This window comes from Brevibacillus sp. LEMMJ03, from assembly GCF_007197875.1.
Classification (GTDB): Bacteria; Bacillota; Bacilli; order Brevibacillales; family Brevibacillaceae; genus Brevibacillus; species Brevibacillus thermoruber.
The window spans coordinates 220013-232514 of the sequence record NZ_VKJN01000002.1; the positions used below are offsets into that span (position 1 = coordinate 220013).

Here is a 12502-nt window from a genome sequence, read left to right on the forward strand (position 1 = left end):
GGAAAGAAGGCGATCACATGCGCAAACGAACATGGGGGGCAGCCCTGCTCGCCGCCTGTCTGTTCTCCTTCACGGCGGGGGCGCACGCCCTCGCTCCCGGTGCTTCCCCGGCGAAAGCGGCCGGAAAGAAGGTGGCGGTTGTCATCGACGACTTTGGAAACAACATGGCGGGTACGGACGACATTCTCAACCTGCCCGTTCCCCTGACGGTCGCGGTGATGCCGTTTTTGCCCAGCACCAAACGGGACGCGGAGCAGGCCCATCAGAAGGGACACGACGTGTTTGTCCACCTGCCGATGGAGCCGGTAAAGGGAAAGCGTTCCTGGCTGGGGCCCGGGGCCATCACCACTGACCTGAGCGACGAGGAGATCCGCGACCGCGTCCGTAAGGCGATCGACGATGTTCCGCACGCGATCGGCTTGAACAACCACATGGGCTCCAAGGCGACCGCAGACGAGCGCGTGATGCGGGCCGTGCTGGGCGTGTGCAAGGAACGGGGGCTGATCTACCTGGACAGCAGGACGACGCCCCGCAGCACCGCGTCCAGAATTGCCCGGGAGCTGGGTGTGCCGTTTCTGGAAAACGAACTGTTTCTGGACGACGTCTACACCGTCTCGCACATTACCCGCCAAATGGAAACGCTGTGCAGGCGAATGAAAGACCACCCCGTCTGCATTGCCATCGGCCACGTGGGGCCGCCCGGCAAGAAAACGGCCTCCGTTCTGCGCCAGTACATCCCGCGCATTCAGAAGGAGGCGACGCTTGTCACCGTCTCAACGCTTTTGAACAGCTTCACGCCCTAGCCGTTTGAACCGGCTGTTCTCGTCGGTTCCGGCTGAAGGCGTCCGCTCATCGCCCCGCATCTCGCCGGTGAGCGTCCGGTCTTCATCGCTCACGGCGTTTGTGATCGCCTGGGCGATTTTTTTGGGAACGGCAGGGCGGGCGGCAGGTCCCGCCCCCTTTGTCCGTGCGGCTGCCAATGTGTGGCGATTGTGAATTTTTCGATGGACCTGTAAAATAGAGAGCATGCGATTTCCCTATTGCAAGAAGGTGTAGGCATGAACAATCCCAACGAAAAGCCCTGGGTACCGCCTTATCTCGCCCTGTTTCTCGGCGTGGCGGCCGTCTCCACTTCGGCCATCTTCGTCAAGCTGTCCAGCGCGCCGGCGCCGATTATCGCCACGTACCGGCTGGTTTTTTCCGTGCTGCTGACGCTGCCGCTGCTGTTCTGGAACCGCGGGGCCATCGGCGAAATGATGCGGATGCCGGGCAGGCAGTGGCTGCTCTGTCTCCTGTCGGGAGCCTTTTTGGCCAGCCACTTCCTGCTCTGGTTCGAATCGCTCAACTTCACGTCCGTCGCCAGCTCCACCGTGCTGGTCACGCTGCAGCCGCTGTTTGCCTTTGTCGGCGGGTATTTCTTCTTTGGCGAGCGGATCCGCCCGCTGGCGCTGACGGGAGGCCTGCTGGCCATCGCCGGCAGCTTCGTCATCGGCTGGGGGGACTTTCGCGTCGGCGGCATGGCGCTGTGGGGAGACATTCTGGCGCTGATGGGCGCCGCCACCGTCACCGGCTACTGGCTGGTCGGCCAGTACGTGCGGCAGCACCTTTCCTCGTTTTCCTACACGCTCGTCGTCTACACGATCACCAGCGTGCTGCTGGTGGCGTACGATCTGGCGCTGGGGTACCCGCTGGCCGGTTACCGGACCGAGGACTGGGGCTGGTTTTTCTGCCTCGCCCTGTTTCCGACGCTGCTCGGCCACTCGATTTTCAACTGGGTGATCAAATGGCTGAACACCACGACGATCTCCATGGGGATTCTGGGGGAACCGGTCGGAACGGCGATTCTGGCGTACATCATCCTGGGCGAAGTGATTACGCTTCCGCAATGGGTCGGCGGCCTGATCATTCTCGCCGGCATCTACCTGTTTATCCGCTGCAATACAGCCAAAGGAGTGGAGTCTCGTGAAGCAACCGCCGTACCGCCGGAAAAGCTTGCGTGAGTTCGTGAGCGGTCTCAGTATCTGGGCCAAGATCGGCTGGACCGTCCTGCTCGGCTACATCGTCGGCCGGATCATCTACTGGCTCAGCAAACTGTTCTGAAATCCGTCATCAAGCAAAACAGCAGCCGCTTAGGCTGCTGTTTTTTGCTGCTCTTGTGCCGCCCCTTTCTTGGCCGGCTTTTTGTGCATGAAGAAAATGAAGGGGATGGACAAAAAGATCGGGATGGCCGAAACGAGCATGGCATCGGCAATGCCCCGAACGACCGCCTCTTTGGCGATCATCCCGGCCAGAACGGATCCGGCTCCTCCCTGGGCGGTCGCGGCGTCCACGCCCGCCTGCGCAAACAGTCCGGCGAGACCCTGGAGCGCCTCGATCGCCGTGGTGGACGTCACGGACACGCTGTCCGAAATCGCCGCGGTGTGAAAGGATTGGCGCGAGCTCATGATCGTCGTCAGGATGGCGATCCCAAACGAACTCATCACCTGCCGGATCACGTTGGAGAGGGAAGATGCCCTCCCGACGCTGGCGCGGGGGATGACGTTCATCCCCGCCGTCGCCAGCGTCTGCATGCACAGCCCGATGCCGAGCCCGCGAATCGTCAGCACCGTATTCAACCAACTGTGCGGCGTATCCGCGGTCAGGTTGTGCAGTTCGTAAGTGGTCACCCCCATGACCAGCATGCCCACCAATCCGACGGGACCGATCCCGTACTTGTCAAACAGCTTGCCGCTGATCGGCATCATCAGCGCCATGGCGATCGACTGCGGCATCAGGAGAAGCCCGGAGTCCATCGCCGACATGCCCTGAATGTTTTGCAGGAAGATCGGCATCATGAAAATCCCGCCCATCATCCCCATCATGACAAAGCTGGAGCTGATGACGCTGAGGGTAAACACGGGAATTTTAAACAGGCTGAAGTCAAGCAGAGGCTGTTCCTTGCCCGTCTCCACCCAAACGAACAGCGCCAGGCTGATCAATGAGACAAACAGCAGGCTGACGATGTAAAACGAGTCCCACCCTTCCGTCTGGCCCTTGCTGAGCGCGAGCAGCAGCGTCCCGAAGCCGATGACGGAAAGAATCGCTCCCGGATAGTCAAACTTCAACTCCGGCTTTTTCGGCGTTTCCTTCAACAGGGCGCTGCTCATCACCACGGCAAACACGCCAATGGGAACGCCCAGCAGGAAAAGGAACTGCCAGTTCAGGTATTCGACAATGTACCCGCCCAGCGTCGGCCCGACCGCCGGCGCCACCATCGCGGCGATGCCGAACAGCCCCAGAGCCAGCCCCATCTTTTCCCGCGGGACAATCATGTAGATCATCGACATCCCGATCGGCATGATCATCCCGCCGCTCAGCCCCTGGACGACGCGGAAGGCGATCAGGCTGCTGTCGTTCCAAGCCAGCGCGCAGAGGACGGACGAAGCCGTAAATGCGGAGAGCGAGAGCAAAAAGATCCGCTTGTACCCGTACTTTTCGCCCAGTAGGCCGCTCATCGGGATCATCACGGCGTTCGCCAGCATGTAACCGGTCAACACCCACTGGATCGTGTCCGTCGTGGAGCCGAACACGTTTACCAGGGTAGGCAGGGCGACGTTGATCAAACTGTTGTTCAAGATGGCGACGAAGGTACCCATGAGGATGGCCAGAAGCGAAATCCACATCTCGCCTCCGCTGTTCTCATGGCGCTGTGCCGCTGCTTCCGCCATGGTTCTCCCTCCCGTCAGTTGACGATCACTTTGCTGCCCTCGGCCAACCCGTCACCAGGGTTCAGCACGAGCTGGTCGCCAGCGGCTACCCCTTTGGTCACAGCAATCCAATCGCCCTTGGTTTCGCCGACGGTCACCTCTACCTGGTGCACGATGTCGTGATCCACTTTGTACACGAAGTGCTTGTTGTCCTTGGTCACCACGGCCGAGGCGGGGACTTTCAATTCGTTTTTGGACACCTGGTTCGGCAGGTACACCTCCGCCAGCATCCCGGCCCGCAGCGCGCCGTCCTTGTTGTCCACGCGCACCTTGATCGGGAAGGAACTGCTGTTGGGGTCGGAGATCGGGCTGACGAACTCCACCGTTCCCTTGAGCGTCTTTCCGTCCAGGCTGTCCACTTTCACGTCGACGGCCGCGCCGACTTTCACCTGGTTGATCTGCTCCTGGGGCACGCTCGCCTCCACTTTGACCTGATTCATTTGGACCAGCACCAGGAGCGGGACGCCCGGCTGGGCCATCTCGCCGGGGTCGATGCTGCGGCGAGCCACGATGCCGGAGATCGGCGCGAGAATCTTCGTGTTTTCATAGGTGCTTCTGGCCAGGTCCAAACCGGCCTGCAGGCGTTTCACTTCCGCCTGCAGCGCGGCCACGGAATTGGCTGTCGGCCCCGCCTTGGCCAGGTCGTATTGGGCCTGGGCCTGATCGAATCCCGTCCGCGCTTTTTCCAGTTCCAGCGACACCTTTTCCAGATCGGCCTGGGAGATCGCGCCGGAATCATACAGCGCCTTCATCCGATTGTAGCTGCTCTCGGCCACCTGCAGCGCGGCTTTTGCCTGCTCCACGCCGCTCGCCAGACGCTGCAGCTCCTGGCTGCGCACGCCGGCCTGGGTGTCGCGCAGACGCGCCTGGGCGCTGTCGATGGCGGCTTCCGCCTGTCTGATCTGCTCCAGGTAATCGGTCGCTTCCAGCGAGACGAGCACGTCGCCCTTCTTCACGACCGAGCCTTCCTTCACGTGGACCTGCTCCACTTTCCCCGGCAGTTTGGAGACCACCTGGATTTCTTCCGCCGGTGCGATTTTCCCGTTTGCGATCAAACCGGTCTGGGTCGATTCCAGCTTCCACACTTTCACGACCGGCTGGTTCTCTTCCGGTCCGGCGGTCGTTTCGCTGCAGCCTGCGGCGAACAGGGAGAGAGCCGCCACGACGGTTCCCAATCGTTTCCATTTCGTTGTCTTGTTCATCGCTTACATCCCCTTCACGTGCACTTTGATTTCCGCGTTCAGACCAGGGGTCAGATGGATTCCGGCGGTGCTGTCAATCGCCACCTTGATCGGAATCCGCTGAGTCACTTTGGTAAAGTTGCCGCTGGTGTTGACGGCCGGCAGCAGCGCAAAGGTGGAGTTGGTGGCCTGGCCGATCTCGATCAGGTGACCGGTCAGCAGTTTGCCCGGGTAGGCGTCAAGCGCGATGTCCACCTTCTGCCCCAGCTTGAGGCGGCCAAGCTCCGTCTCTTCCACGTTGGCGGAAATGTAGAGGTTTTTCTCGTCCACCACCATGGCCACCGCCTGGCCGGGAGAGACAACCTCTCCTTCCTTGGCCAGCGTCTTGATCACCGTGCCGGTGATGGGCGCGCGCAGCACCGCGTTTTCCAGCAGGCTGGTCGTCAGATTGGTCGTATCCTGCTGTCCGACGATCTGATCCGCCACGACGACATCGCCCTCGTGAATCTTCAGCATCGTCAGCTTGCCGGCAATCCGCGGCATGACGCGGTAAATGTCACCGGCGACGCGGGCGTCCTCCGTGGTGACGTAGTGGCTCCCCTGATACCAGTAGTAGTACCCGATGCCGCCCCCTCCCGCCACCATCAGGAGCAGGATGATGTACAAGACAAGTTTTCGCTTCATGGTTTCTCCTCAACTTTCTCTTTCTAGTTTTTCGATCAGCGTTTCCAGCGCGTTGACGATTTGATCCATCTCCGCGTCGGAAATGTCTGCGAACAACTTGTTGTAAAACTCTTCGGAAAAGATCGGGACCTGCTCGACCTTTTCCTTCACCTTGCCCGTGCCGCGAATCCAGACCACCCGCCGGTCCTTTTCGTCGCGGACGCGTTCGACCAGTTGCTCCCGCTCCAGCCGGTCGATGATGCCCGAGACCGTGCTGTAGGACAGGTCGACGGCCTTGCTGATCTGGCCGATCGTCTTGGGTTCGCATTTGATTTGCCTGAGTACCATCAATTGCGGCACAGTCAATCCGAATTTCCCCAATTCTCTGGTCGCCATGGTGGTAATCGTTTTGTTCAGCCGCTTTAACAGATCCCTCACCAAGATCGGCTTGCTCATCATGCGCCTCCTTTCCTCCGCAATTATTTCGTACCCGAAATTTTTTAACACGAAATTTATATTACGCCTTTTTCATATCCCTGGCAATATGTTTTTCGTTCGCCCAGCACATGCACGGAGCCCCCGGACGGAGCCGCCCAAACAAAAACAGCACCTCGCAACGGGTGCTGTCTAGTCCGGCAGCCGCGGATCGGCCGGCGTTTCTTCCGGCACGTGGTTGCGCACGCTGGGCACATGCCGGGGTTCGTGTTCGATTTCCGGGAACGAATGAATCGTGACTGACATCTGTCCGTTTCCGGAGAAGGCGCGGATCAGGATGGGATACGCGTACTTGTTCTGAAACACGAAATCAGGTCCGTTCCAGCTCACCGTGGCGTCCCGTCCGGGCGGGACGTACGCGACGTGGCGGCTGTGCGAATACCGCTGCAAAATATGCATGCCGGCGCGGTCGACGGCGTTGTACAGGGTGGACGACACCTGGCAGATGCCACCGCCGATCCCCTCTGACAGTTCTCCCCTGACGATGATCGGCGCTTCCAGATAGCCCTTTTGCCGGGTGCGCTGGCCGACCACCTTGTTGAACGAAAAGATCTCGCCGGGCAGGACGACGTAATTGTTGATAGCCTTGGCAGCCAGCATGATGTTATGAGAGCGGTTTTTGTTTCGGGGATTGTAATAGGTGGCGTAGCCGCCGATGAACTTCTGCCGCACCTGGTTCAGCAATTCGCGGTCTACCTTGGGCATCACCTCGCGGATGGCGGGCGTAATGCTTTCGGAACCGCTTGCGTAAAAGTAGTCGTAGACCTGTTCGGTAAACGCTTTTTCATGCAGCGCCCGCCCCCGCTTCTCGGGAACGATCCTGCCCGCTCCGTCGATCGTGGCGTTCACCGGTGCCTGGTACACATGTTCTGCCACGCTTTTGATGACCTGCTCCAGCTTTGCTTCGTCCACCAGGGGAACGCCGGAGAACGGCAGGGTGTAATCGGCGCGGTCGAGTATGGCAATCGTCTCTTCTCCCCATTCGATCCGCAAAAAATCGGTCGCGTCCAGGGGATTGGCCAGAAGCAGCAAGGCCAACACAACAGGAAAACCCATCCGGACTGCTCACCTCCTCCGAATAGTATGAGCAGCCGAACGGGTTTCATGCGCATGGGCGGCAGCCGAACGTCAGGCCAGCCGGGCGGTCAGCTCGCGGATAATGGCCTGGTGAATGGCGTCCACTTTTTCACGGTCGGCCGCCTGTCCGTAGATGTCGGCCAGGCGATGGCGGCACGCCTGCGCTTCGGCCAGGCTGGCCGTTCCCTTTTTCATCACGGCGGCGTAGCGCTCCCTGATCTCCGCCAGCCGGTCGGCAAACGCCTCGTCGGTGCCCGGCTCAATGGCCCGGGCGTACATGTCGATCACTTCGTCACTGCTCCGATCGGGGAAGTACTCGTGCGGCGCCGTGCTGTCAAAGATGGCGAGGCTTTTTTCGGGCAGGATCACCATATCCAGGCTGTGCGGGTCCAGTCCGCAGTGGTACACGTCCGCGTCGAAGCCGCGCCGCTTCGCTTCCGCCACCAGTTTTTTCAGCATCGTCGACTTGCCGGAACCGGGACGCCCTTTGATGAAATAGCGTTTGCCGATGCCGGCGGTCAGATTGGGAATGTGGTCGACCGGTCCGGCCGGTGTGGCCGCGCCCAGATACATGTGCCGGATGCGGGCGTTCTTTGGCAGGGTTTCCTCTCCGAAGAACAGCGCCGTCACTTCTTCCGCCACGCGGTTGGCTTCTTCCCGATTCAGGCGGGCGATGTAGATTTCCTCCCACTCGTCGTGGATGCCCAGCGCCTGGGCGAACGCCTCGTACGCTTCCTGCGTCTTCTGGTACAGCGCTTCGTACCAGGTCGCAATCAGATTCCTGCGGGGAGACAGGCGGTCCGCGTCAATCGCGGCCTGCAGGTCGACATACGTCTCAATCAGACCCGGTGCTCTCGGCTGCAGCGAACGCGGATAGCTCCCGTCCACCACGGCGGCCCGCAGTTCGGGGAAGATCACCCCGTCAAACGCGCCGCTGACAAAGGGGGAGTGAATCCACTCCACGCTGCCGGCGCGGGGGGCCAGCTCGTCTCCGATCCGCTGAATCAGCGTCGAAGCCAGCCCCTCCACTCCTCCGGTCAGGACGAACAGGCGGTCCACCTCCGCCAAAACGGAATCAAAAAAACAGCGGTATCCTCTGGCCGTATTGCCGCCCGCGTAAATGTGGCGCACCGTTGCATTCATTGGCAACCCCTCCTGGATGTTGTGTGTCAATCCGGATCGGTTTTATCCTATGCGTTCATGAAGCGATAGGCTTCTGCCCACGGCAAGAAAATGTGCTGCCGCCTTGGCCCCCGCTGCATGGCCCACCCGTCGTGAAAGCCGGCGCCGCCCGCCGGGGCCGATCAGCTTCCCGATCAGCCGCCGTAAAAAAACCGGACAGCCCCGCGGACTGCCCGGTTTGTTGGGCGCGTTACTTGTTCAGATCGGTCATTTTGCCGGTGTTGAGGTAAATGATCCACTCGCAGATGTTGGTGACGTGGTCGGCGATCCGCTCCAGGTACTGCGCCACCAGGAGCAGGTGGGTGCCCTGGTTGATGGACTGCTTGTTGCTGCTCATTACGTCGATCAGGTCGCGGAAAATCGTGGAGAACAGCTTGTCGACGGCGTCGTCGCGCAGGGCGATCTCTTCGGCCGCTTCCTTGTCGCGGGCGATGTAGGCGTTCAGGCAGTCCCGCACCATCGCCTTGACATGGTCCGCCATCAGCGGAATGTCGATCAGCGGCTTGACGTACGGTTCCGCCATCAGCCGGCGCGTCGTCTTGGCGATGGCAACGGCGTGGTCGCCCATCCGCTCCAGATCCGTCACCAGCTTCAGCATCGTGCCCAAACGGCGCAGATCGCTTCCCACCGGCTGCTGCAGCGCGATCAGGCGGAAGCAGCCGCTTTCGATGTCGTGCTCCAGTTCGTTAATCATCGTATCGTGCTCAATGACCTGTTGGGCCAATTCCACGTCCCGTTCGACCAGACTTTTGATGGCCTTGTGGATGGCTTCCTCCACCAGCGTGCCCATGGACATCAGGCTGCGGTGCAGGACATCCAGTTGTTCTTCGAATGCGTGCCGCGTCATACCCTTTTCCCCTCCATTTGTCTGTACCCCCAATGCTACAGGGGGATTGTATACGGGGAGTGAAGAGAATGTTAGCGTTGTGTAAAGGTTGTGAACATCCCGGCGAGCGGCATGGCGGCCAAACAGGGGAGGGCATGCGGCCAGAACAAAAAAGCGAGAGCCCTTCAACTCTCGCTTCACGACGTGACGTGTTCCCCTGACGGCAGCGTCACCGTAAACGTGGTTCCCTCTCCCTCCACGCTTTCCACGCCGATCTGGCCGTGCAGATTTTCCACCAGGTGCTTGACGATGGCAAGCCCCAGGCCGGTGCCGCCGGAATCGCGGCTGCGCGCCTTGTCCACGCGGTAAAACCGTTCAAAGATGCGCGGGATGTCCTGCTCCGGGATGCCGATGCCGGTGTCCTCCACCTGAATCTGCACCTGCGCCCCATCCTGTTTCACCCGCAGCGCGATGGAGCCGCCTTCCGGGGTATAGGCCACGGCGTTGGACAGGAGGTTGAGCACGATCTGCTGCAGGCAGTCCTTGTCCGTCGTCAGCCAGACCGCCGGCTCCGGGTCCGGCAGGGTGAGCGACAACTGCTTGCGGTTCACCTGCTCCTGCACGATCGCGGCCGTCGAGGCGATCAGCTCCTGCACATGGACCGGGGCCATCTGCAGGTGGATGCGCTTCTGCTCGATCTTGGAGAGGTCGAGAATATCGCGGATCATGCGGTACAGCCGTTCGCTCTCGTCGTAGATGATTTGCAGGAAGTTGCGGCAGGTTTCCTCGTCCTGCATCGCGCCGTCCAGGAGCGTCTCCGTAAATCCCTTGATCGAGGTGATAGGCGTTCTGAGCTCGTGGGAGACGTTGGCGACAAATTCGCTGCGCATCTTCTCCAGGCGGCGGATCTCGGTGATGTCGTGCAGGACGACCACCACCCCTTTCGCCTCTCCCTTGAAGTTGATGTACGGCGCGAAGCTCACGTCCAGGATGCGTTCCTGCGGATAGTAGATGTGCACCTCCTGGCGGAACTTTTCCCCCGTGTCGAGGCAGCGGTCGATATACTGGCTCAACCCGAAGTTTTTGCTCGCCTCGATGTGCAGCCGGCCGACGAGTTCGTGTCGGGACGTGCCGAGGAGCTTTTCGACGGCGGGGTTGACCAGCATGATCCGGCGCTGTTCGGAGATGAAGATCACCCCGCTGGTCATGTTGGTAAGCACGCCGGTAAGGCGCTGCTGATTTTCGGAGATTTCGTACATCTGCTGTTCCAGGCTGGAGGCCATGAAGTTGATGGCTCCCGCCAGTTGGCCGATCTCGTCCTTGGCCTTGATCCGCACCCGGCTTTCATAGTGGCGCTGGGTGATATTGCGGGCCACCCGGGTAATTTCCTCGATCGGGCGAATGATGCTGTAGGAAATGCGCGAGACGACGATCGACCCGACCACCAGCGTCACCAGGAGTCCCGTGAGCAGGCTGTACCACATGTTGTGGACGGTGTCGGTGATGTCTTTCATCGACATGGAGGAGCGGACGGCCCCGATGATCTTGTTCCCCTGCTCGACAGGCACGGCCACGTACATCATGTCGTAGCCCATCGTTTCGCTGTAGCGGCGGGAAATGCCGATATCCCCGTGCAGCGCCGCGATAAATTCCGGCCGGTCGGCGTGGTTCTCCATCCGCTCCTTGTGGGTGCTGTTGTCATAGAGCACCTGCCCCGTCCGGTCAATGATCGTGAGGCGCACCTCTTCCGGGGCTACCTGGCGCACGCGGTCGGCCAGCGTCTTCTCGTCGGAAAAGACCTCGGGAAAGCGAACCACCTGCGACACCAGCTTGGACTCCCGGGAGAGCAGCTCATGCAGCGTCTGCAGGTAGGAACGCTCCAACACCTTCGCAAAATACGTTCCCATCAGCAGGAGGACCAGCGAGATGAGGCCGAGGATCGTCATGGTCAGTTTGATGCGAAAGCGCGTCAAGGAAATGGCCTCCCGTTATCCTTCCAGTTTGTATCCCAACCCGCGCACCGTTTTGATGTAGCGGGGATTTTTCGTGTCGTCCTCCAGCTTCTCGCGCAGATGGCTGACGTGGACGTCGACAATGCGCGAGTCCCCGATGAAATCGTAGTTCCAGACCGCGTTCAGCAGTTGGTCGCGGGTCAGCACCCGGCCGGGATGGCTGGCCAGGTAGTGGAGCAGTTCAAACTCCTTGGGCGTCAGCTCCACCTTGTCGTCCCGCCGGTACACCTCGTATTTTTCCGGATAGATGCGGATCTCGCCAAACTGCAGCACCACTTCGTCCGGCGCCGCCGTCGATTCGGGGCCCGTCTGGACGCGGCGCAGAATCGCCTTGACGCGGGCGATCACTTCCCGCGGGCTGAACGGCTTGGTCAGGTAATCGTCCGCTCCCAGCTCCAGACCGAGAATTTTGTCCAGTTCGTCGTCCTTGGCGGTCAGCATCAGGATCGGCGTGTTGTTCCGCTCCTGTCTCAGCGTCTTGCACACATCCATGCCGTCCATTTTCGGCAGCATCAAGTCCAGTATGATAAAATCGGGCTGTTCGCTCCGGACCACGTCCAACGCCTGTTTGCCGTCGAACGCGGTCACCACCTGAAACCCCGCTTTTTCCAGATTGAATTGCAACAACTTCACAATCGACACTTCGTCGTCCACAACCAAAATTTTGGTCACAAGCCAGTACCCCCCAGGTTTTTGCAGTCCTTTTCGCTAGCTTTACCAAAACAACATAAAAACTCAATTTTAGTCTGCCAGATGCCCAGACAGCTTTACAAGTTAATTTTCAGTAAAGAATACCCTGCCCGGATCTGTTTCCGTTTTCTGCCGTGTGGTAATATGTGGTTTCGGCCATAACGGTACGATCCACTGAGGAGGTGGCACATGTCTTCTTTCCGCGCCCATGTGTTGATTCTCGCATCGCTGCTGTTGATCGCGGGAGCTGGCCTGATCGGGTGTCATTCAGGCGGCGATCTTGAGATACCAAAAGCTCATGAGGACTATATCACTTCGTTTGGCTGGCATGTTGAGAAAGGGCCCGTATCCTGCACCCGAAAGGTTTCTACACCGGGGAGAAACTCGACATGCTGAAAAGCGTGGACATCGATGTATCTCCCTATAGAGACAAGGAAATCCAGGAATCGATCTATCTGCTGCAGGAACGGCAGGAACAGCAAGAACACGGAAGCATTTCCTTTCACATCTATGAGGTTGATGGGAAGATCATCGGGGCTCATTTGGCGTACGAAGGATATTCACCCGGGTTGGTGAAGCTGCGAAAACGTGAGTAACCCCAACAAAAAACGTCCCGCGTGTGCGGGACGT

13 protein-coding genes are annotated in these 12502 nt (G+C 59.9%); 4 read left to right on the forward strand and 9 right to left on the reverse strand.

Features of this window, described 5'->3' with window-relative positions; genetic code table 11:
* Nucleotides 1-17 precede the first annotated feature (17 nt).
* The 3 genes from FOI68_RS03685 (at nucleotide 18) to FOI68_RS23260 (ending at nucleotide 2100) form a co-directional block, all read left to right on the forward strand.
* Entirely contained in the window at nucleotides 18-803 is a 786-nt protein-coding gene (locus FOI68_RS03685; RefSeq protein WP_143862362.1) for a divergent polysaccharide deacetylase family protein, read from the forward strand.
* A 255-nt stretch (nucleotides 804-1058) separates the two neighbouring features.
* Nucleotides 1059-2000: a DMT family transporter gene (locus tag FOI68_RS03690; RefSeq protein ID WP_065067973.1), complete on the forward strand. Its 942-nt coding sequence runs from the start codon at nucleotides 1059-1061 to the stop codon at nucleotides 1998-2000.
* Nucleotides 1963-2100, forward strand: a complete 138-nt coding sequence (locus FOI68_RS23260; protein WP_160297111.1) for a hypothetical protein — start codon at nucleotides 1963-1965, stop codon at nucleotides 2098-2100. Before FOI68_RS03690 ends, FOI68_RS23260 begins: the two co-directional genes overlap by 38 nt.
* Nucleotides 2101-2129: 29 nt before the next feature.
* Here the strand turns inward: FOI68_RS23260 and FOI68_RS03695 are convergent, their stop codons facing one another.
* The 9 genes from FOI68_RS03695 to FOI68_RS03735 all read right to left on the reverse strand — a co-directional run bounded on the left by FOI68_RS03695 (nucleotide 2130) and on the right by FOI68_RS03735 (nucleotide 11854).
* Nucleotides 2130-3707 carry a DHA2 family efflux MFS transporter permease subunit gene (locus tag FOI68_RS03695; RefSeq protein WP_035300609.1) on the reverse strand — a complete coding sequence of 526 codons (1578 nt, stop codon included), beginning with the start codon at nucleotides 3705-3707 and terminating at the stop codon, nucleotides 2130-2132.
* Nucleotides 3708-3721: 14 nt separating this feature from the next.
* Nucleotides 3722-4948, reverse strand: coding sequence for an efflux RND transporter periplasmic adaptor subunit (locus FOI68_RS03700; RefSeq protein ID WP_035300611.1), 1227 nt, complete (start codon nucleotides 4946-4948; stop codon nucleotides 3722-3724).
* A gap of 3 nt (nucleotides 4949-4951) precedes the next feature.
* Nucleotides 4952-5611 carry an HlyD family secretion protein gene (locus FOI68_RS03705; RefSeq protein WP_029097719.1) on the reverse strand — a complete coding sequence of 220 codons (660 nt, stop codon included), beginning with the start codon at nucleotides 5609-5611 and terminating at the stop codon, nucleotides 4952-4954.
* A gap of 9 nt (nucleotides 5612-5620) precedes the next feature.
* Nucleotides 5621-6046 (reverse strand): MarR family winged helix-turn-helix transcriptional regulator, encoded by a 426-nt coding sequence (locus FOI68_RS03710; RefSeq protein ID WP_029097720.1) that lies wholly within the window; start codon nucleotides 6044-6046, stop codon nucleotides 5621-5623.
* Between the two features lie 171 nt (nucleotides 6047-6217).
* Nucleotides 6218-7141, reverse strand: a complete 924-nt coding sequence (locus FOI68_RS03715; protein ID WP_029097721.1) for a VanW family protein — start codon at nucleotides 7139-7141, stop codon at nucleotides 6218-6220.
* Nucleotides 7142-7213: 72 nt separating this feature from the next.
* Nucleotides 7214-8305 carry a PRK06851 family protein gene (locus tag FOI68_RS03720; protein ID WP_029097722.1) on the reverse strand — a complete coding sequence of 364 codons (1092 nt, stop codon included), beginning with the start codon at nucleotides 8303-8305 and terminating at the stop codon, nucleotides 7214-7216.
* Between the two features lie 229 nt (nucleotides 8306-8534).
* Complete coding sequence (gene phoU, locus FOI68_RS03725) at nucleotides 8535-9191, reverse strand: phosphate signaling complex protein PhoU (RefSeq protein WP_029097723.1); 657 nt, start codon at nucleotides 9189-9191, stop codon at nucleotides 8535-8537.
* 176 nt (nucleotides 9192-9367) lie between these two features.
* The gene (gene pnpS, locus FOI68_RS03730; protein ID WP_143862363.1) at nucleotides 9368-11143 is read right to left on the reverse strand and encodes a two-component system histidine kinase PnpS; all 1776 of its coding nucleotides are present in this window, start codon (nucleotides 11141-11143) and stop codon (nucleotides 9368-9370) included.
* Nucleotides 11144-11158: 15 nt separating this feature from the next.
* A complete protein-coding gene (locus FOI68_RS03735; protein WP_035300619.1) occupies nucleotides 11159-11854 on the reverse strand; it encodes a response regulator transcription factor in 696 nt (231 codons plus the stop codon).
* A 407-nt stretch (nucleotides 11855-12261) separates the two neighbouring features.
* Between FOI68_RS03735 and FOI68_RS03740 the strand changes: the two genes are divergently transcribed.
* Nucleotides 12262-12468, forward strand: coding sequence for a DUF4830 domain-containing protein (locus FOI68_RS03740; protein WP_143862364.1), 207 nt, complete (start codon nucleotides 12262-12264; stop codon nucleotides 12466-12468).
* Nucleotides 12469-12502: the final 34 nt, after the last annotated feature.